Source organism: Streptomyces sp. NBC_01283, assembly GCF_041435335.1.
Classification (GTDB): domain Bacteria; phylum Actinomycetota; class Actinomycetes; order Streptomycetales; family Streptomycetaceae; genus Streptomyces.
This window is the reverse complement of the sequence record NZ_CP108430.1, coordinates 2,227,793-2,246,631: the sequence shown is the minus strand read 5'-3', so window position 1 is coordinate 2,246,631 and position 18,839 is coordinate 2,227,793. Positions and strand designations below refer to the sequence as shown.

The following is an 18,839-nucleotide window of genomic DNA, read 5'->3' as shown; positions in this document are numbered from 1 at the left end:
ATCAATGGTTCCAAGATCGCCTAGCTTCTGCGGGGCGAGGCCAGGAGATAGCGCGCGCCATGAGGCCGCTCCGTGTGTTCGCTGACCTGCCAGCCCGCGGCCTCCAGGGCGGTCGCGCACGCCCGCAGTCTCTCGGCTGCCGAATCGCGTACGGCGACGGCCTCGGGCTGCGGTGTCTCGCCCACCCGGTAGCCGTCGGGACCCGGCGGGCAGCCCGCCGCCTCCAGGGCCAGCGCCGCGGCCTGCACCAGATGCGTCCGCTCCCAGGCGCAGGGACGGCCCCGCGCACCGTCCGGATTGGTCATGCGGCGCATCTCCAGGAGGCCCTCCCAGGCGCTGCGTACGTCACGGGCGCGGGCCGCCGGGTTGACCGCGGCGCCCGGCGGCGGCTCGGGCTCGGCGCCGGTGCGGGCGGCGAAGAGACCGGACGCCACGGGAGCCGCCGGGGGAGGGCCGGGAGCTTCGGCGGCGGGAGAGCTCTCCGTGCCCTCCCGTATGCGATGACCCGTGGGCGTCAGGAAATAGGCGTGCGGCGGACGGGGGTGCCGGAAGGCGAGGCGGTGGCGCACGAGTCCCGCGAGCAGTGCCTCGCTCCCGGCCAGCCGTCCCGTCGCCGGGTCGGCGGCCTCGATGATGCGCCGCTGAGCGGCCGTCGGAGGCTTCGTCATGAGCCCACCTCTTCCCCAGGTCCATCTGCCTGGTTCCGATAGTGCCTCGCACCACTGACAACGACCGCCGGACGTCACCTGTCGGTGGATGACGGCTGCCGGCTCAGCGAACCGTTCCCGTGGCGGGGTCGACCACCTTGTCGGCGACGAGCTCCAGCGTGCGCCGGTCGTCGTCTGCGGTGCCGCGCTCGCCGGGCGTGCCGGGGTAGGTGTCGAGCAGCACGTCCGTGGCGCCGAGCCCGGCCAGGGCCTCCAGGTCGGCGCGGAGCTGGTCGACGCTGCCGTGCCCGAGGGGGCGGTCCGCCGTGTCCGGCTGCGGGGTGAGCTTGAGCTGCAGGCGGGGCACCAGGTCCGGGGCGGGGCGCCCGGCGGCCTCGGCCTCCGCCGCGATCCGGGGCAGCGCCGTGCGCACGGCTTCGAGCGTCGGCATGAACGGGTGCCAGCCCTCGCCGAGCCGGGCGGCGCGGCGCTGGGCGGCGGGGGAGTTGCCGCCGACCCAGACGGGCAGGGGCGTCGCGGGGGCGGGGGCGTTGCGGATGTCCTCGTAGGCGACGTACCGGCCCTGGAAGGAGGTCGTCTCCTCGGCCCACGCGGCGCGGATCGCGGTGAGGTACTCGTCGGTGATGGCGCCGCGCTCCTCGAACGGGACACCCAGCGCCTCGTACTCGGCGCGGGACCAGCCGACACCGGCGCCGAGGATGAAGCCCGCTTCGTTGAGCTGGTCGATGTTGGCGGCCAGGCGGGCGGTCTGGAGCGGGTGGCGGTAGGGGATCACGGTGATCGTCGTGCCGAGCCGCAGCCCCGGTACGCGGCCCGCGAGATGCGCGGCGAGCACGAACTGGTCGTAGAACGGGGCCGGATAGACCGCGTGCACGTCGGGGGTGACCGTTATGTGGTCGGAGATCATCGCAAAGCCGAAGCCCAGTTCGCGGGCGTCGGTCGCCTGCCGGACGAGGGAGTCGGGGGTGGTGCCGGAGCCGAAGTTGAGGAGGTTCACGCCGTATCGCATGACGGCAAGTCTTGATGATCTTGGGGGTGCGTGTCGAACCGGGCCGTGTTCGCAGCCGGGCTGGGTCCGCAACCGGGCCGGCCGCGGTGGTGCGACCGGCCCGGACTCCCGCTACGTGCGCTACTTGCTCATCGCGAAGCGCATCAGGGCCTGCTCGTCGCCCTGCTTGATCTTGCCGGTCTCGTTGATGACCTGGAGCTTCCAGGCCGAACCTTCGCGGATCGCCTTGGCCACGGCGCAGCCGTTGTCGTTCGTGAGCAGGCTCGGCCAGATGTCGGCGACCTGCTGGGTGCTGCCGCCCGTGGCGTCGTACACCTTGAAGCTGATGTTGCGCGCGTTCTGGAAGGCGCTGCGCTTCTTGTACGCGGCGGCGACGAACACGATGGACGTGATGTTGTCCGGGACGCGCTCGAACTCGACGGTGACCGTCTCGTCGTCGCCGTCGCCCTTGCCCGTCTGGTTGTCGCCGCTGTGCACCAGCGAGCCGTTGCCCAGCGGGTCAAGGGAGTCGAGGCCCGCGAGGCGCACCGGGTCCGCCCCCGCCATCGCGATGGCGATCAGGTCGAGGTCGGTGCCGGCCTTCTGACGGAGCTTGCCCAGCAGACCGCCGCTGCTGCCGACGGTCGGGTCCCAGGACACCCCTATGGACAGACGGGTCACGCCGCCCAGATCCGCCGGTCCGTCTTCCTTCTTGAGCGTGATCATTCGCGATCCTTCATGGTGGAGAGAGTGCTATATGAGACAGAGTCTGCCTGTTTTCATGGCCGAATGTTCCAGCTCGCCACCACCGGGCGGCCGTGCTCCGTGCTGAGGCGGCAGACCGTTCCCGTGGCCAGCTGGAACAACGACCCACCGGACACCGGCAGTCCGAGGCGCCGGGCCGTCAGCACCCGGAGGAAGTGGGAGTGCGCGAAGAGGACCACGCTGCTCTCGTAGTTGGCGAGCGCGGCGTCGACCTTCGCCAGCATCCGGTCGGCCCGCTCACCGACCTGCTCCGGGGTCTCACCGGGGTGTTCGGCGGGACCCGGCGCCACTCCGTCCGTGAACAGATACCAGTCGGGGCGGGTGCGGTGGATCTCCACCGTCGTGACCCCCTCGTACGCCCCGTAGTCCCACTCGCCCAGGTCGGGGTCCACCCGGGCATCCGGGAACCCGGCCAGCTCCGCCGTCTCCCTGGCACGCGTCCGGGGGCTCGTGAACGCCGCCCCGATCCGGAACCGCCCCACCAGCGATGCGAGCCCCCGCGCCTGCTCCTTGCCGTTCTCGGTGAGCGGGATGTCCGTCCAGCTGGTGTGCCGGCCGTTCATCGACCACTCGGTCTCGCCGTGCCGGACGAGGAGCAGGTCACCCATGGTGCGGAACTTCCTGTCTGTCGAGTCTGTCGGTGGTGGCCGGACCGGCGAGAAGCCCGGTCCGGCCACCACCGAGATTAGATCCCCGCAGGTACGCGCGCCGGGCGGCCCGAGCCGCGCGTCAGGCAGTAGCCCCCGATGCCCGCGAGGGCGCCGAGAACGCCGCCGCCCGCGGTCCACAGCCAGCGGGACGACCACCGGCCCGAGGCCCAGCCGTCCTCCGGCTCACCGGACTCCGCCGCCATCTTCGTGCCGATGCCCGGAACCAAGGGCTCCGCGAGCGCGCCGTCCACCGCTTGCGCACCGCCCGCGTCGCTCGACGTGACCTTCGTCGCTGCCCGCATCGGAAGCCCCAGGTCGTCCGCCTTGAGGCCGGTGACCGTCAGGCGCGCGTAGTACGTGCCGGGCAGCGGGTCGTTGGCCCACGGCTCGGCCAAGGCGCGCACGGTGCGCAGCGTGCAGGACAGCTCGACCGTGGCGGCGTCCTGCGCGGCCGTCTTCGTCTGCGCCCCGAACCGGCACGCCTGGCGGCGCCGCAGCCCGTCGTAGACATCGACCTGCCAGGTGGAGTCGCCGTGCCGGGCGGCGTCCTTCGGCAGCTTCACCGTGGCGTGCACGGTGGGGCGCTGTCCGATGTCCGCGGGGAACGACCAGTACAGGTAGTCGCCGGTGGACGCCTCCGCCGTCGCCTCCTGGTCGGGACGGATCGCCGTCGCCGTACGGAAGGACGTACCGGCCTCGGTCGGCGCGGCGGACTTGTCGCCCGAGTCGTCGGAGTCGTCGGCGAAAGCCGCGCCCGCGGCCCCCGAGAGGGCGAGCAGCGCGGCGCCGGCCAGTAGGCCGGCCCGGCTCAGCACACGTGTCGTACGCATCAGTTGGTCCTCCAGACCGCGAAGCGCCAGCGCGAGACCCAGCCCCAGACCAGACCGGCGACGAAGCCGGTGAGGATCAGTACGCCGAGCAGCCACCAGCCGTTGCCCAGGCCGAAGGACGCCACGTCCGACGCCTCGTCGGGCGCGTCCACCAGGTCGACGGCCAGCTCCACGGGCAGACCCGGGGTCGTCTTGACCGAGGAGGGCGCCGAGAAGGAGTTGCTGACCTGGAGACACACGGTCTCGGCGGCGGGCTCATCGCCGTCACCGCCGTCACCGGCCTCGTCGTCCGACTCCGGCTTCGGATAGCGCAGACCGGTCGAGATCACGTCCGTGCGTCCGTCGCCCGCCTCGGAGCCGCGCACGATCTCGCGCCCGTGCGTCGTCGAGGCGCGCAGCAGCACGCCGTAGTCCTGGTTCACCGCGCGGTCGGCGCCGACGCTGACGGAAGCGCGCAACTCCTGGCCGGGCTTGACGTCGACGCGGTACCAGCGGTGCTCGCCGAACTTCTCCCGGTCGGTGTAGACGCCCGCCTTGAGCTGCGGGGCCTCGGAGCACTGGGCGGCGCCCTCGGCCGCCACCGGAGTGGCGACGGGGTCAGCCGCGCGGTCGACCAACTGCTTGACGCGGCCCGAGAGTTCATCGGTGTGCCGCACCGACGTGTACGTACCGCCGGTGGCCTCCGCGATGCAGCTCAGCTGGTCGCGGGTCTTGGCGTCCGGCACCAGGCCGAGCGTGTCGACCGTGAGGTGGATGCCCTCGGCGGCGATCTTGCGGGCCACCTCGCAGGGGTCGAGCGGCTGGCACGTGTCCTCGCCGTCGGAGATGAGGACGATGCGGCGGCTGCGCTCCTTGTCCTCGTCCTTGAGGTCGTCGGCGGCCTTCAGGAGCGAGGGGCCGATCGGCGTCCAGCCGGTGGGCGCCAGCGTGGCCACCGCGGTCTTCGCGTCGGTGCGCCCCGCCTGGTCGAGCTCCGCGACCGGATAGAGGAGCTCGGTGTCCTTGCAGCCCGTCTTGCGGTCGTCGCCGTGGTAGTTGGCGCCCAACGTCCGTATGCCCAGCTGGACTTCGTCCGGCGTGGCGTCGAGCACCTCGTTGAACGCCTGCTTCGCCGCGGCCATCCGGGACTTGCCGTCGATGTCGCGGGCCCGCATCGAACCGCTGACGTCGAGGAGCAGCTCGACCTTGGGGGAGGGCTGTGCCGGTTCTTCGCCGTCGGCCGCGGCGGGGCCCGCGGTGCCGAGCCCGGCGCTCAGGGCGGCGAGCAGGGCGAGGGCCCCGGCCGCCAGCCGTTGTCTTGTGATCATCGCCGGATCTTATTGATCTTGGCGGTGCATACCCAAACCGGCAGGTGGGTATCGTCCTTCACCGCTTCGGCTCGGGAGCGCGGATCACCGCCTCAGCTCACGGCCTCCGAACGCCCCGCCCCCGTCGGCCTGCTTCCACCACGTCTCCAGCGCCGTCTGGTCCATCGACCGCCACGGCGGCGTCTCCTCGACGAGCGCGCGGCCCAGGCGCCGCCCGAGGTCGACCATGGCGGCCCCGGCGACGGTGCGGTCCGTGTCGTACGTGTCGAGCGCGTCCGGCCAGGTCGTGGCCGTGGCGAAGGCGGACTCCAGGACCGTCGCGTCCTGCAGCGCCTTGACCGCGCCCGCCCCGGTGTGCGGCCGGGCGACGGTGGCCGCGTCGCCCATCAGGAGCACACGGCCCGAGGTGTAGCGGGGCGCCGTGAAGTCGTACATCGGCTGGAGGAAGAGCTCGTCGGGAGTGGTCGCACGCACGAGGTCGCCCCAGTAGGGAGGCAGCAACTCGTCGCACACATACGTGAGATGAGAGGAGAGGGCCTCCGTGAGCCCGCCGGGCGGCAGGCTGGTGGGCGCGGTGAGCCGCAGGTCGAGGCCGAGCCCCAGATCGAGGTCCGGCGGCGGTGCCGTGTACAGGACCCAGTTGACGCGGTGCCCGCCGACTCCGTCGGGGATGCGGTAGACGATGACGTGGCCGCCGGGGAAGACGACGTAGGCGCAGTCCTCCTTCGCCCACAGCTCCGGGTCGGCAAGGCGGTCGACCGGGAAGGCGCCCCGCCAGGCGAGATAACCCGCGTACGCGGGACGCACGGTGGGGAACGCCGCCCCGCGGACCACGGAGCGGTAGCCATCGGCACCGATCACCAGGTCGACCCGCTCGGCGCCCTCGGCTGTGACCACCTCGGCGCCCTCCGTGCCCTCGGCCCCCGGGCGTACGTCCTCCACCGTCACACCCGTCCGGAAGGCCACGGACTCGGGTACACGGCCGCGCAACTCACGCCACAGGGGACCCCAGTTGTAAGTACGGAAAGGGAACGGCATCGCCCCGACCTCGTGCCCCAGCGGCCCGGCCGCCGTCCCGTCCCGCACGTACCAGCGGCGCCGCTCCAGCTGCACCCACGGCATGTCCGCGTCCAGATACCCGGCGGAATCGAGCTCCGCGTAACGGGAGTTGTGCACCGCGAGCCCGACACCGCGGTCCGCCAGATGTCCCGCGGCCCGCTCGTACACCGTGATCTCATCGGCGCCACCGCGGTACGCGGCGAGTGCGGCGGCGCATCCGGCGATGCTTCCACCCACGACGGCGACCTTGCCTCCACGCATCATCGCGCCATCCTGGCAGCAAGGATGACCCTCTGTCAGGGCAAGGACACCCCGCGTCCGGCGAAGAACGGTTCGAAGGCCGAAAGTGACATGTCCGCCATCCGCGTCCCCGCGTCGATCCCGGACGGGTTGTGCAGGTGCAGACCGCCGTCCGCGGAACGTCCCGTGACCAGCACCAGATGGCCGCCCCGGCCGGGCGAGGGCCGGTGCGGGCGGCGGATCTCGTAGTGCACCGAGACCATGACCGAGCGGCCCTCGTCGAGCAGGCCGGTGATCTCGTCCACCGTGAGATGCCGGTGCACCGTGGCGTTGACGCCGTGCACCTCCCGCACGTACTCCGCGAACGGGGCGTAGATCAGCCCGCGGATCGTGCCGTCGGCATCCTCCGTGTACCCGCCGTACTTCAGCGCGCCGTCCCGCAGCTCGAAGAGCGGGGGCGCGGACGGGCCGAGCGCCATCCGCAGGCACGTCAGACCGCACAGATGGCCGCACCAGCGGGCGTAGTCGTCGAGGGTGGCGGCGCCCGATTCGGCCCAGGCCGGGTCGGCGGCCCGGTCGTGGCCGCCGTACACGATCCGCTCGACGAGGTCGGGCGAGGCGAACTGGGTGAGCGAAGGGACCTGGCAGGTGGAGCAGAGAGACACGCGACCCCCGTCGTCATGCGTTCTTACTGGCGGTAGCCGCTGAGGAAGCGGCCGATGCGGCTGATCGCCGCGTCGAGGTCGTCAGCGTAAGGGAGCGTCAGGATGCGGAAGTGGTCGGGGCGCGGCCAGTTGAAGCCCGTGCCCTGGACGACCTGGATCTTCTCCTGGAGGAGCAGGTCCAGGACGAACTTCTCGTCGTCGTGGATGGCGTGCACCTTGGGGTCCAGGCGCGCGAAGGCGTAGAGGGCGCCCTTGGGCTTCACACAGGAGACGCCGGGGATCTCGTTCAGCTTCCGCCACGCCATGTCGCGCTGCTCGTACAGCCTGCCGCCCGGAGCGGTGAGCTCGCGGATGGACTGGCGGCCGCCGAGCGCGGCCTGGATGGCGTACTGGGCGGGGGCGTTCGGGCACAGCCGCATGGAGGCGAGCATGGTCAGCCCCTCCAGGTAGCTCTTCGCGTGCTGCCGCGGGCCCGTGACGACCAGCCAGCCCGAGCGGAAGCCCGCCACGCGGTACGTCTTGGAGAGCCCGCAGAAGGTCAGGACGACGAGGTCGGGGGCGAGGGCCGCGACGCTGTGGTGGACGGCGTCGTCGTACAGGATCTGGTCGTAGATCTCGTCGGCGAAGACCATCAGGCCGTGGCGGCGCGCGAGGTCGAGGATGCCCTCCAGGATCTCCTTCGGATACACCGCGCCCGTCGGGTTGTTCGGGTTGATGATCACGACGGCCTTCGTGCGGTCGGTGATCTTCGACGCCATGTCGTCCAGGTCCGGGTACCAGTCCGCGGACTCGTCGCACGTGTAGTGGACGGCCTTGCCCCCGGAGAGGGTCGTCACGGCGGTCCACAGCGGGAAGTCCGGCGCGGGGACGAGGACCTCGTCGCCGTCCTCCAAAAGCGCCTGGACGGCCATGGTGACCAGCTCGGAGACGCCGTTGCCCAGGAAGACGTCGTCCACGGAGACCTCGTCGAGGCCGAGCGCCTGGTAGCGCTGGGCGACGGCGCGGCGGGCCGAGAGGATGCCGCGCGAGTCCGTGTAGCCGTGTGCCCGGGGGAGCATCCGGATCATGTCCTGGACGATCTCCTCGGGCGCCTCGAAGCCGAAGAGCGCGGGGTTTCCGGTGTTCAGGCGCAGGACGCTGTGGCCCGCCTCCTCCAGGGCGTTGGCGTGCTCGATGACCGGGCCCCGGATCTCGTAACAGACCTCGCTGAGCTTGCTGGACTGCCGGAACTCCATGCGCTGTGCCTCCCGTGACGTGAGTTACTTGGTTTTACCAAGCGGGAGCTTGGAAAGTCCAACAACTTGCATAGACTGTGCCGCATGGGTCGCACGCCACCTGTCACCAGGTCCCGCCGAAGCTATGACCAGTACTGCGCCGCCGCCCGGGCCCTCGACGCCGTCGGCGACCGCTGGACCCTGCTGATCGTCCGTGAGCTCCTGGTCGGGCCGCGCCGCTACACCGACCTGCACGCCGACCTGCCGGGCGTGAGCACGGACGTCCTGGCGTCGCGGCTCAAGGACATGGAGCGCGAGGGTCTGACGACGCGCCGCCGCCTTCCCCCGCCCTCGGCCGCGTACGTCTATGAACTGACCGAGCGGGGGCGTGCCTTGCTGCCGGTGCTCCAGGCGCTGGCGACCTGGGGTGCGCCCGCCCTCCAGGAGCGGGCTCCGACGGACGCGGTCCGTGCCCACTGGTTCGCGCTCCCCCTGTTGCGCGGCCTGGCGGGGCTCGGCGCCGAAGGAGTGGTGGAAGTGTGCCTGGACGAGGGCGCGTTCCACCTGCGGGTCGGGGGCGGGGCGGAGTCCTGTGGTGACGGACCCTCACTCGCGGCGCCCGACGTCCGCCTGGTGCTGGACTCGGAGACCTGCGTGGAGGTGAGCCGGGGCGCGCTGACCGTGGGGGAGGGGGTGCGGGCCGGCCGCATCGAGCTGTCGGGCGACGGCGTGCTCGCGAAGGTGCTCCGGGAATCCTGAGGGGCGCTCGTGACCCGGCGCGGGCGGTAGTGATTATGGCCACTTCCCGACCCTGAATGATCCTCTCCAACTGCGTCCGGGCAGCGCTCCGTTGGGCTTTCGCTCCCCACCCGTAAACGTCCCGCCCCGCGTGTCGCAATGTTCATGATCACACAGTCGGCATACCGGGCAGGCGACGTTAGGGTCGTAGGGGTCCGTGTCGTTTTGTCGGGCACGGGCGGTTGGCGCCGGCGAGGGCGCCCAACAGGGGAACGGGGAACATGGTCAAGAACGGTAATCAGGGAAGCAATCACGCCGTCCGGGTCTTCCGGGTCCAGAGTGCCTTCACCGAGCTCGAAGGGCAGGTGCACGGTCCCGGGGAGCTGGCCGAGACGACCGGCCTCGACGACTCGACGGTCCATCGCATTCTGCAGTCCGGCATCCATGACGGGATATTCGTACGAGAGGGGCGCGGCCTCTACCGGCTCGGCCCCGGCGCCGCGCGGCTCGGCCTGAAGGCCCTCACGCACGCGCCCAACACCGATGTGGCGCACGAGGTGCTGGAGGACCTGCGGAAGGCGACCGACGGGGGACTCGTTTTCCTCTTCGGTCTCGCCCCGTTCGGCGGGGCCAGGAAACAGTGCCTGGACATGGCCGTCGGCGACTCCGACCTGGCGGAACTCGGCATCAGCAGGCGCGCGCTCCTGCTGGTCTTCCAGTCGTTGCGCACGGGGGCCTGTGGGCGGGCGATCCTCGCCCACCTGCCGGAGGTCATCCAGGAGGGCGTGCTCGCGGAACCGCCTCCCGTGGAGGCGGGACCGGGGGCGTTCCGGGACCAAGGTGCCCTGCTCACCTCCCTCAAGGCGGTGCGCGAGCAAGGGGTGGCCGTCGACTCGGAGGAGTGTGCCGCGGGCTGGAACGGCCTTGCGGCGCCCGTCCGCTGGGACGGGCTGATCATGGGCTCCGTCTCGGTGCTCAAGCCCAAGCACGCCATGCCGCAGTGGCCGGCCAGTGTGCTGCGGGCCATGAAGGAGGCCGCCGACGCGTTCACCGAGACCGGTGGGCCCGGCGCCTGGTCGGCGGAGACCGCCAGCTCTTTCTGACCTGACTTCACTTCCGCAGGCGTGAGTTCCGCGGAATCGAAGCCGAAATCGCGATTTAATGTCGCTGTCATAATACCGCCTCCAGATGGCATGCTGAGTCGGTCGGCCTTCACACAATGTTTGCTTCTCGGCACGTGAGAAACGACTGCCGTTTCTCACGTGCCGGGATTGGCGGCGCCCGGATTCTCGTCCTGCGGGAGAGCGTTGGCGTTTCTTGACAAACCCAGGTGCGGGTGGCCAATACTCGTAGGCAGGAAAGCCGGAGTTCTGAAGCTCCGGATTCGCTGTCATGGGGGAGTTGCCTTGGTCCGCGCTGTGGTTGCCCGTTCGCACACACCGAAGGACGGGACGGGGAAAGAGCGGGTGAGCTGCACCGCGCAGGACGCGGACGCCAGCGGTTCCGTCGGCCGGAGTGGTCTTCAGCACACATCATGGGAAGCCGAGTTGGCCCGGGTGCCGCTGCTCTCCGTACGAGAGCGGGAAGTGTTCGAACTGCTCGGTGAGGGCTATTCCAACCGCAGTATCTCGCGGCGGCTCGACATCGCCGAACGCACGGTCAAGTTTCATGTGGCGCAGGTGCTCAGTAAATTGGGTGTTGAATCCAGGTTACAGGCAGGCCTTGTCGCCCACTCCGACCGCCGCCTGTACCAAAGTGCAGTTCCCTGCCGAAGGAACGCCAGATAGTTTTATTTCTGGAAAGGGAGACGCGAGGCCAGGGGCCCGGTCTTCTTCAGGACTTCCCGGAAAGCGCATCCAGCAGGCCCGCCGACTGCGGCGGACCCGCTGCTTTCCCCTTCCATTTTCGCGGTGACGGAGAAAGGACACGCCCATGCCGGCCAAGCCCGCGGCTCTCGCCGGGAGCCCGACGCAGCACCGTACGGCGCATCCGCCCGAGCCCGGCCCGCCCGGCATGCGGGACAGCATCGGCAACCTGCACGCCATCCGCCGGTCCGCCGAAGAGGGGCCCGGCGCACGCGCCACCGAGGCGCAGCACGCCCGCGGCAAGCTGACCGCCCGTGAACGCCTGGAACTCCTCTTCGACGAGGGTTCGTTCACCGAGGTCGAGCAGCTGCGCAGACACCGAGCCACCGGCTTCGGCCTGGAGGACCGCAGGCCCCACACCGACGGTGTGGTCACCGGCTGGGGCACCGTCCACGGCCGCACGGTCTTCGCCTACGCCCACGACTTCCGCATCTTCGGCGGCTCCCTCGGCGAGGCCCACGCCACGAAGATCCACAAGATCATGGACATGGCCGTCAAGGCCGGTGCCCCGCTGGTGTCGCTCAACGACGGTGCGGGAGCCCGCATCCAGGAGGGCGTCTCCGCGCTCGCCGGATACGGCGGCATCTTCCAGCGCAACACCAGGGCATCGGGCGTCATCCCGCAGATATCGGTGATGCTCGGCCCGTGCGCGGGCGGCGCGGCCTACTCGCCGGCCCTCACCGACTTCGTCTTCATGGTCCGTGAGACCTCCCAGATGTTCATCACCGGACCCGACGTGGTCCAGGCGGTGACGGGCGAGAAGATCACCCAGAACGGCCTGGGCGGCGCCGACGTCCACGGCACGGTCTCCGGCGTCGCCGCCTTCGTCTACGACGACGAGGCCGAGTGCCTGGAGGAAGTGCGCTACCTCCTCTCGCTGCTGCCCTCCAACAACCGGGAGATGCCGCCGGTCCTCGAATCGGATGACCCGGCCGAGCGCAGGACCGACGGGCTCGCCGACCTCGTCCCCGCCGAGGGCAACCGGCCGTACGACATGCGCACGGTGATCCAGGAGATCGTCGACGACGGCGAACTCCTGGAGACGCACGCGGGCTGGGCGGGCAACATCATCTGCGCGCTGGCCCGGATGGACGGGCGGACCGTCGGCGTGATCGCCAACCAGCCGTCCCAACTGGCCGGCGCCCTGGACATCCACGCCTCGGAGAAGGCCGCCAGGTTCATCACCACCTGCGACGCCTTCAACATCCCCCTGGTCACCCTCGTCGACGTGCCGGGGTTCCTGCCCGGCGTGGACCAGGAGCACAACGGCATCATCCGGCACGGCGCGAAGCTGCTCTACGCGTACTGCAACGCCACCGTGCCGCGCATCTCCCTGGTGCTGCGCAAGGCCTACGGCGGGGCGTACATCGTCATGGACTCACAGTCCATCGGCGCCGATCTGACGTACGCCTGGCCGACGAACGAGATCGCGGTGATGGGCGCGGAGGGAGCGGCGAACGTCGTCTTCCGCCGGGAGATCGCCGCCGCGGACGACCCGGAGGCGACCCGGGCCCAGCTGGTCAAGGAGTACAAGACGGAGCTGATGCACCCCTATTACGCCGCCGAGCGCGGACTCATCGATGATGTCATCGATCCGGCGCAGACCCGCTCCTCGCTCATAGAGGCGCTGCGTGTCCTGCGCAGCAAGGACGTCGACCTGCCGTCGCGCAAGCACGGCAACCCGCCCGCGTGACGGCCCCGGCGGACACCGCGCTCACGGTGCTGCGCGGACGCCCCGACGACGTCGAACTGGCCGCCGTCACCGCCGTCCTGCGGGCGCTGGCCCAGCGGGCGGACGCGGCAGCGCCGCAGGCGGCACCGGGCCCGGCGCACGCGCGCTGGGCGGGCGGCGACGGCCGTACCCGGCCCGCCGGATCGTGGCGCTCCGGCGGCAGTCACCGGCCCGGCCCCGCGGGCCGCGCCCGGGGCACGGCATGAGCCGCCGCCCGGGCGGCCTCGCCGTACCGACGCCGGATTCCCCCACACAATCGACTGGGAGCGGATAGTGAAACATCCACTCAACCCGATCGACGAGGTATTCCTCGCGATGGACCGGGAACTCGGCCTGCTCCAGGGGCAGTTCCTGCGCTTCCGCGGGACGGCGCCCTCGCTGGACCAGCTCCACGACCACCTGGCGAAGCGGCTGCCCGGCCTGCCCCGGCTGACCCACCGCGCGGTGACCGGACGGCGCGGCGCGTTCCGCGCCCCCTGCTCCGGCTTCGACCTGCGCGACCACGTGCAGGAACTGAAGCTGCCGGCCGGCACCTCGCTGGACGAGGTGCTCAGCGCACTGGCCGGCCGGCCGCTGTGCGAGAGCGGCCCCCTGTGGACGATCCACCTCGTGCACGGTTACGCCGACGACGAGTACGCCGTCTGCTACCGCGTCCACCACGCCCTGGAGGACGGGATGGGCGCGGCCCACGTCGCCGCCGTCCTGTTCGGCACCCCGATCCCGGACCGGACCTCCCGGGGCGGTGAGCGCGACGGACGGCGCACCGGACCGCTGTTCACCTCCGGTCCCGTCGAGCTGCTGCACGGCGCGCTCAGCGTGGGCGCCGGAATGCTGCGAGGGCTCGCACCCGGCAGGCTCTGGCCCAAGGCGCCGTGCCCCTCCGCGGAGAACCTGGCCGTGTGCAGCACGAGCGCGACCCGGCGTGAACTGAGCGAACTGGGCCGCGGGTTCGGCGGCACCGTCAATGACGCCTTCCTCATGGCGCTGTGGGGCGCACTGTCCGCCTGGAGCGCGACCGGCGACGGCCGCCGCGACGCGCGCTCGGTGTTCCGGGCGTCACCCGTGCCCGTCCGCATGCCGCTGAGCACCCGGTACACGGGCGAGGAGGACGCCGTCGGCAACCACCTCACCACGGCCGTCGTCACCCTGCCCGGCCGCAAGGTGCCGCCCGCCGAGGCGTTCGCGCAACTCGTCGCCAGCACCCAGCGCATGCGCTCCAACGGCCTGCGCCCCGCCAGCAGGGCCCTGATCGCGCTGCTGCCCGCGTCCCTGATCCGCTGGACGGTCAAGCGCCTGCTCAGCCCCCGCGCCTCACCGCTCTACGCCTCCAACTACACGCTCCCCGCCTGTCTTTCCTTCCGCGAGGACCCGGTGGTGGACGTCATCCCGCTCGGCGTGCTGCTGCCGGGCAACGCCCTGTCCGTGACGCTGCTGTCCTGCGGCTCACGGGTACAGGTGAGCTTCCTGTACGACCGCAGGCTGCCGGGTGCCCACCGGCTGGCGGCGCTGTGGCGCGAGGCCCTCGACGAGCTCGACGGGATGGACGCACGGCCGGCGGCCTAGCCGGTTGCCCTTCCCCCCACCCGCCACCCACCTTCCGGAAGGTTCCCCATGCCCAGTCGGTCCAGTTCACGCGGTCATTCCGTGTGGACCCTGATCGTCACCGGCCTCGCCGTCTTCATGGCGGCGCTCGACAACCTGGTCGTCATCACCGCCCTGCCCGCCATCCAGGAGTCCCTCGACACGAGCCTCCAGGACCTCGAATGGACGGTGAACGCCTACACCCTGTCCTTCGCGGTCTTCCTGATGGCCGGTGCGGCGGCCGGTGACCGCTTCGGCCGCCGCCGGATGTTCGTGGTGGGCCTCGTCGTCTTCACCGCGGCATCGGCGGCGTGCGCGCTCTCCGACACCTCCCAGCAGCTGATCATCGCCCGCGCCGTGCAGGGCTTCGGCGCCGCCATCGTCATGCCGCTGACCCTGACCCTCCTGACGGTCGCCGTGCCGGCCCGCCGACGCGCACTCGCCCTGGGCGTCTGGGGTGCGCTGAGCGGACTCGCCGTCGCGCTCGGACCGCTCATCGGCGGCGCCGTCGTCGAGAAGATCTCCTGGGAGTGGATCTTCTGGGTCAACGTGCCGATCGGCGTGCTGGTACTGGCCCTCAGCCTGTGGAAGCTCGCCGAGAGCAAGCACCCGGAGAGCACGCTCGACCCGGTGGGCACGATCCTGGTGTGCCTCGGCATGTTCGGCGTGGTGTTCGCCCTCGTCCGGACCACCGAGTACGGCTGGGCCGACAGCCATGTGCTGATCTACCTGATCGCCGGAGCGGTGATCCTCGCGGCCTTCGTCCTCTGGGAGCTGCGCGCCCGCCACCCGATGCTGCCGATGCGGCTGTTCCGCAACCGGTCGTTCAGCGCGGTCAACTCGGCCAGCCTGCTGATGTTCGCCGCCATGTTCGGCCTGGTGTTCCTGTTGACCCAGTTCATGCAGAACATCCAGGGCTTCTCGCCGCTCGAAGCGGGTGTGCGGATGCTGCCGTGGACCGCGATGCCCGTCCTCGTCGCCCCGCTCACCGCGCTGCTCTCCGCCCGGTTCGGCAACCGTCTCGTGGTCGCCGCGGGTCTGCTGTTCGAGGCCGTCGGCCTCGGCTGGCTCGCCCTGGTGACCGAGGTGCACACCGCGTACGCCGACCAGGTCCCCGGCCTCGTGCTCGGCGGCATCGGGCTCGGACTGTTCTTCGCGCCCGTCGCCGAGATGGCCATGAACATCGTCGCCCCGCGCGACCAGGGCATCGCCTCCGGCGCCAACAACACCTTCCGTGAGCTCGGCGGTGTGCTCGGCGTTGCGGTGCTGACGTCGGTGTTCACCGCGCAGGGCGGATACGCCTCGCCGCAGGACTTCGTGGACGGCCTGGTGCCTGCCACCTGGATCGGCGCCGGAATCGCGGCCCTCGGCTGCGTCGCCATCCTCGTCGCACCGCGCCGCTCCAAGGAGAACGGCGCCGCGTGGCAGGAAGAGGAGCGCCCGGACACCAGCGGCGCCGAGCCCGCGGACCGTCTTGAGCCCTCGCGGCACTGACGGCCCCGGACACCCCCGTACGCAATCGCCCGCAGACGACCAGCCAGTGGCAGGAGTCGAGATGTACGACGCAATCATTGTCGGCGCACGGATCAGCGGCGCCTCCACGGCCATGCTGCTCTCCCGGGCCGGCCACAAGGTGCTCCTCCTCGACCGGGCCGTGTTCCCCGGCGGCAAGGCGGCGGCGACCAACCTGGTCCACCCGCCGGGCATCCTGCGCCTCAAACGGTGGGGCCTGCTCGACGAGTTGAAGGCCACCGGCTGCCCGCCCATCACCGAGTACGGGCTGCGCAGCGGCCCGGTGGAGCTGATGGCCAGGCTGCCCGCCGAGGACGGGGTGGACGAGGCGTACTCGCCGGAGCGCAGCAAGCTCGACCAGATCCTGCTGGACGCCGCGGTCAAGTCCGGGGCGGAACTGCGCGCGGGCGTCTCCGTCCGTGAGCTGATCACCGACGACGACGGCACGGTCACCGGTATACGCGGCGAGACGGCGGACCGTACCCCCGTCGTCGAACACGCCCGCGTCGTCGTCGGCGCCGACGGCTCCAACTCGACCCTGGCCCGGCTCCTGGACGCACCGAAGTACGACGCGCACCCGGTCCTCAACAAGAGCCACTGGTCCTACTGGGAGGGCCTGCCGCACGACGGGCGGGTCCGCACCTACCGCCACAACGGCAAGCACGCGTTCACCTGGCCGACCCACGACGGGCTCACCATCGTGGGAGTGGCCCTGCCGGTGGCCGACTTCAAGGCCACCAGCGACGAGGACCGCGACCGTACGGTCATCTCCGCGTTCGAGGAGGTGGACCCGGAGCGGGCCCAGCTGCTGCGCGAGACCAAGCGCGTCGACCGCTGGATGACCGGGTCCGTGCCCAACTTCCTGCGCCTCTCGCACGGCCCCGGCTGGGCCCTCGCCGGAGACGCCGGTTACACCCGTGACCCGATCACCGCCGCCGGGATCACCGACGGACTGCGCGGCGCCGAACTCCTCGCCGCCGCCATCGGATCGGGCCTGGGCGGCAGCGAATCGCTGTCGTCCGCCCTCGCCGGTTACGCCCGTGACCGCGACGCCCTGGTCACCGGCCACTACCGCTACACCCGCGACCACGCGACGATCGCGAACCACTCGCGGGAGGAACTGGCGTTCATCCAGGCCATGCACCGCAGCCCCACGCACGGCCGCGCGATGGTCGGCATGTTCGCCACGATGGTCCACCCGGCGGAGTTCTACTCACCGGACAGCATCCACGCCCTGCTCGACCACCTGGAGCCCGGCGCCGCGCCGGGCTGGAAGCTGCGCATGGTGCGCTGGCTGGCCCGTGGGACGCCCCGGCACATCCCCGGCGCGACCCGCACCGCCGACCGGCTCGTGGCGAAGAACCTCGGGCCCATGGGCCAGTACCTGGCCGCCTGAGCCACCGCCTCGCGCGCGCACCCCGCGTCACGCACACACCTGACGTACCTCACGCATCTCACGTACTCATCCCGATACCGCACTACCAGCCTGGAGGCACGACCATGACCGTCCACACCTCGGCGGACCTGCGCACCACCTTCCTCTTCCCTGGCCAAGGCGGCTTCGACGGCGAAGCCCTGCGCCGCGCCGCGCAGAAGTACCCGCAGGTCAAGCGCGTCTTCGAGCGCATTGATGCGGAGACCATGAACCTGTTCTCGCGTCGAATAACCGACCTGGTCCTCGGGGACCACAGCGCCGAACTGCGCGGACTCCTCGACGACGACGCCTGGGCCTCCCAGGTGGCCATCTACGCCGCCGGTCTGGCCTCGTACGAGATCCTGAACGCCCAGGGCGTGCGCCCGGACGTCCTCGCCGGGCACAGCCTCGGCGAGATCACCGCACTGGTCGCCGCCGGAGCGTTCTCCGTCGAGGACGGCGTGCGGATCGTCGCCCAGCGCGTGGCGGTCATCCAGCGGCAGAAGGGCATCGAGGGCCGCATGGTGGCGCTGTCGGCCGGCGCCGACCGGGCCCGCCGCCTCCTTGACCTGCTCGACGACCCGCTGCTCGCCGTCGCCACCGAGAACCACGACGAGCAGACCGTGGTGAGCGGTCCCGGCGAGGTCCTCGACCGGGTCATCGCGATCGCCGGACAGCTCGGCATCGGCGCCATCGAGATCGACACCCCCTTCCCCTTCCACACCCCGGCGCTCGCCCCCGCCGTCCCCGAATTCGCCGCGTACGTCGGCAAGCTGGACCAGCACCCGCTGCAGCGCCTGGTGTACTCGCCGATCCTCCAGCGCTACTACGAGCCCGACGACGCCCTGGCCGACCGCCTCGCCGAGCACTTCGTCACCCCCGTGCGGTTCGCCGCCGCGGTGCGCCACCTTCAGGCCGCCGGTGTCACCACGTTCGTGGAGGCGGGCGGGCGTGCCGCGCTGACCAAGCTCGTCGCCCGGCTGACCAAGGGCTCGGACATCCGCGCCCTGCCGTCCCTCGCGATCGACGGCGACGGCGGCCTCGCGCTGGACGCCACCCTGCGGATCCTGCGCGACGCGGGCCTCGCCGGTGAGGTCGAGGCCCCGGGCCTCGCCGAGCTGCTCGCCCCCACTGTGCCCGCCGACGTCTTCGAGGCGTACTGGGCCGAGCACGGCGACGAGGTGCTCCGCCGCATCGCCGACGACATCGGCGCCTTCACCCCGAAGAAGGCCGTGCAGGCACCGGCGCCCGCCGCCGCACCTGCCGCCTCCGCTCCCGCCGCGTCCGCTCCGGCCGCGGGCGCCCCGGACCGCGCCGAGATCCACGCCGAGCTGCGGACCCTGTACGCGGAGGCCCTGGAGTACCCCGAGGAGGTCTTCGAGGACGGCGTGCAGCTGGAGGCCGAGCTGGGCGTCGACTCGGTGAAGCAGGTCGAGCTGCTCGCCCGCGCCTCCAAGCGGTACGGCCTGCCCACCCGGGAGGCCGGGTTCCGCCTGGAGAACTACAACACCATGGACAAGATCGTCGACTTCGTGGTCTCGGAGCTGTCCGGCCGGGAGCCCGTCGCGGCGGGCTGACCGCCCGCTCCCGGCTTCCGCTCGTCCAACCGGC

The 18,839-nt window shown here is 71.2% G+C and carries 18 protein-coding genes; 9 read left to right on the top strand and 9 right to left on the bottom strand.

All coding sequences use genetic code 11. The features are described from left to right. Window positions 1-20: 20 nt before the first annotated feature. The 9 genes from OG302_RS10200 to OG302_RS10160 all read right to left on the bottom strand — a co-directional run bounded on the left by OG302_RS10200 (window position 21) and on the right by OG302_RS10160 (window position 8,407). Entirely contained in the window at window positions 21-668 is a 648-nt protein-coding gene (locus OG302_RS10200; protein WP_371526481.1) for a hypothetical protein, read from the bottom strand. Between the two features lie 103 nt (window positions 669-771). Beyond that, on the bottom strand, window positions 772-1,677 hold the full coding sequence (locus tag OG302_RS10195) for a TIGR03619 family F420-dependent LLM class oxidoreductase (RefSeq protein WP_371526480.1): 906 nt from the start codon (window positions 1,675-1,677) through the stop codon (window positions 772-774). A 120-nt stretch (window positions 1,678-1,797) separates the two neighbouring features. Continuing rightward, window positions 1,798-2,382, bottom strand: a complete 585-nt coding sequence (locus OG302_RS10190; protein ID WP_371526479.1) for a TerD family protein — start codon at window positions 2,380-2,382, stop codon at window positions 1,798-1,800. Window positions 2,383-2,435: 53 nt separating this feature from the next. Next, complete coding sequence (locus OG302_RS10185) at window positions 2,436-3,029, bottom strand: histidine phosphatase family protein (RefSeq protein ID WP_361838809.1); 594 nt, start codon at window positions 3,027-3,029, stop codon at window positions 2,436-2,438. 77 nt (window positions 3,030-3,106) lie between these two features. Beyond that, complete coding sequence (locus tag OG302_RS10180) at window positions 3,107-3,901, bottom strand: hypothetical protein (protein WP_371526478.1); 795 nt, start codon at window positions 3,899-3,901, stop codon at window positions 3,107-3,109. Further along, a complete protein-coding gene (locus OG302_RS10175) occupies window positions 3,901-5,208 on the bottom strand; it encodes a VWA domain-containing protein (protein WP_371526477.1) in 1,308 nt (435 codons plus the stop codon). Before OG302_RS10175 ends, OG302_RS10180 begins: the two co-directional genes overlap by 1 nt. 84 nt (window positions 5,209-5,292) lie before the next feature. Then, window positions 5,293-6,528, bottom strand: coding sequence for an FAD-dependent monooxygenase (locus OG302_RS10170; RefSeq protein WP_371750082.1), 1,236 nt, complete (start codon window positions 6,526-6,528; stop codon window positions 5,293-5,295). Between the two features lie 35 nt (window positions 6,529-6,563). After that, window positions 6,564-7,172, bottom strand: coding sequence for a peptidase (locus OG302_RS10165; protein WP_371526476.1), 609 nt, complete (start codon window positions 7,170-7,172; stop codon window positions 6,564-6,566). 23 nt (window positions 7,173-7,195) lie between these two features. Next, the gene (locus OG302_RS10160; RefSeq protein WP_371526475.1) at window positions 7,196-8,407 is read right to left on the bottom strand and encodes a pyridoxal phosphate-dependent aminotransferase; all 1,212 of its coding nucleotides are present in this window, start codon (window positions 8,405-8,407) and stop codon (window positions 7,196-7,198) included. 84 nt (window positions 8,408-8,491) lie between these two features. Between OG302_RS10160 and OG302_RS10155 the strand changes: the two genes are divergently transcribed. From OG302_RS10155 to OG302_RS10115, 9 genes are all read left to right on the top strand, one after another. Further along, entirely contained in the window at window positions 8,492-9,145 is a 654-nt protein-coding gene (locus OG302_RS10155) for a winged helix-turn-helix transcriptional regulator (protein WP_371526474.1), read from the top strand. A 260-nt stretch (window positions 9,146-9,405) separates the two neighbouring features. Continuing rightward, the gene (locus OG302_RS10150) at window positions 9,406-10,227 is read left to right on the top strand and encodes an IclR family transcriptional regulator (protein WP_371526473.1); all 822 of its coding nucleotides are present in this window, start codon (window positions 9,406-9,408) and stop codon (window positions 10,225-10,227) included. A 303-nt stretch (window positions 10,228-10,530) separates the two neighbouring features. After that, complete coding sequence (locus OG302_RS10145) at window positions 10,531-10,911, top strand: LuxR C-terminal-related transcriptional regulator (protein WP_371526472.1); 381 nt, start codon at window positions 10,531-10,533, stop codon at window positions 10,909-10,911. Window positions 10,912-11,137: 226 nt separating this feature from the next. Continuing rightward, window positions 11,138-12,682: an acyl-CoA carboxylase subunit beta gene (locus OG302_RS10140; protein WP_371750081.1), complete on the top strand. Its 1,545-nt coding sequence runs from the start codon at window positions 11,138-11,140 to the stop codon at window positions 12,680-12,682. Continuing rightward, on the top strand, window positions 12,679-12,927 hold the full coding sequence (locus OG302_RS10135; protein ID WP_371526471.1) for an acyl-CoA carboxylase epsilon subunit: 249 nt from the start codon (window positions 12,679-12,681) through the stop codon (window positions 12,925-12,927). The genes OG302_RS10140 and OG302_RS10135 overlap by 4 nt, the downstream gene beginning before the upstream one ends. A gap of 67 nt (window positions 12,928-12,994) precedes the next feature. Then, window positions 12,995-14,284 carry a wax ester/triacylglycerol synthase domain-containing protein gene (locus tag OG302_RS10130; protein ID WP_371526470.1) on the top strand — a complete coding sequence of 430 codons (1,290 nt, stop codon included), beginning with the start codon at window positions 12,995-12,997 and terminating at the stop codon, window positions 14,282-14,284. Between the two features lie 48 nt (window positions 14,285-14,332). Then, window positions 14,333-15,796 (top strand): MFS transporter, encoded by a 1,464-nt coding sequence (locus OG302_RS10125; RefSeq protein ID WP_371526469.1) that lies wholly within the window; start codon window positions 14,333-14,335, stop codon window positions 15,794-15,796. A 61-nt stretch (window positions 15,797-15,857) separates the two neighbouring features. Continuing rightward, complete coding sequence (locus tag OG302_RS10120; protein WP_371526468.1) at window positions 15,858-17,210, top strand: NAD(P)/FAD-dependent oxidoreductase; 1,353 nt, start codon at window positions 15,858-15,860, stop codon at window positions 17,208-17,210. 104 nt (window positions 17,211-17,314) lie between these two features. Continuing rightward, a complete protein-coding gene (locus tag OG302_RS10115) occupies window positions 17,315-18,805 on the top strand; it encodes an acyltransferase domain-containing protein (protein WP_371526467.1) in 1,491 nt (496 codons plus the stop codon). Window positions 18,806-18,839 lie beyond the last annotated feature (34 nt).

Bases quoted from the DNA above. Each gene is read 5' to 3' on its own strand.
- OG302_RS10200 (WP_371526481.1), bottom strand. From the start codon at position 668: ATGACGAAGCCTCCGACGGCCGCTCAGCGGCGCATCATCGAGGCCGCC.
- OG302_RS10195 (WP_371526480.1), bottom strand. From the start codon at position 1,677: ATGCGATACGGCGTGAACCTCCTCAACTTCGGCTCCGGCACCACCCCC.
- OG302_RS10190 (WP_371526479.1), bottom strand. From the start codon at position 2,382: ATGATCACGCTCAAGAAGGAAGACGGACCGGCGGATCTGGGCGGCGTG.
- OG302_RS10185 (WP_361838809.1), bottom strand. From the start codon at position 3,029: ATGGGTGACCTGCTCCTCGTCCGGCACGGCGAGACCGAGTGGTCGATG.
- OG302_RS10180 (WP_371526478.1), bottom strand. From the start codon at position 3,901: ATGCGTACGACACGTGTGCTGAGCCGGGCCGGCCTACTGGCCGGCGCC.
- OG302_RS10175 (WP_371526477.1), bottom strand. From the start codon at position 5,208: ATGATCACAAGACAACGGCTGGCGGCCGGGGCCCTCGCCCTGCTCGCC.
- OG302_RS10170 (WP_371750082.1), bottom strand. From the start codon at position 6,528: ATGCGTGGAGGCAAGGTCGCCGTCGTGGGTGGAAGCATCGCCGGATGC.
- OG302_RS10160 (WP_371526475.1), bottom strand. From the start codon at position 8,407: ATGGAGTTCCGGCAGTCCAGCAAGCTCAGCGAGGTCTGTTACGAGATC.
- OG302_RS10155 (WP_371526474.1), top strand. From the start codon at position 8,492: ATGGGTCGCACGCCACCTGTCACCAGGTCCCGCCGAAGCTATGACCAG.
- OG302_RS10150 (WP_371526473.1), top strand. From the start codon at position 9,406: ATGGTCAAGAACGGTAATCAGGGAAGCAATCACGCCGTCCGGGTCTTC.
- OG302_RS10140 (WP_371750081.1), top strand. From the start codon at position 11,138: ATGCGGGACAGCATCGGCAACCTGCACGCCATCCGCCGGTCCGCCGAA.
- OG302_RS10125 (WP_371526469.1), top strand. From the start codon at position 14,333: ATGCCCAGTCGGTCCAGTTCACGCGGTCATTCCGTGTGGACCCTGATC.
- OG302_RS10120 (WP_371526468.1), top strand. From the start codon at position 15,858: ATGTACGACGCAATCATTGTCGGCGCACGGATCAGCGGCGCCTCCACG.
- OG302_RS10115 (WP_371526467.1), top strand. From the start codon at position 17,315: ATGACCGTCCACACCTCGGCGGACCTGCGCACCACCTTCCTCTTCCCT.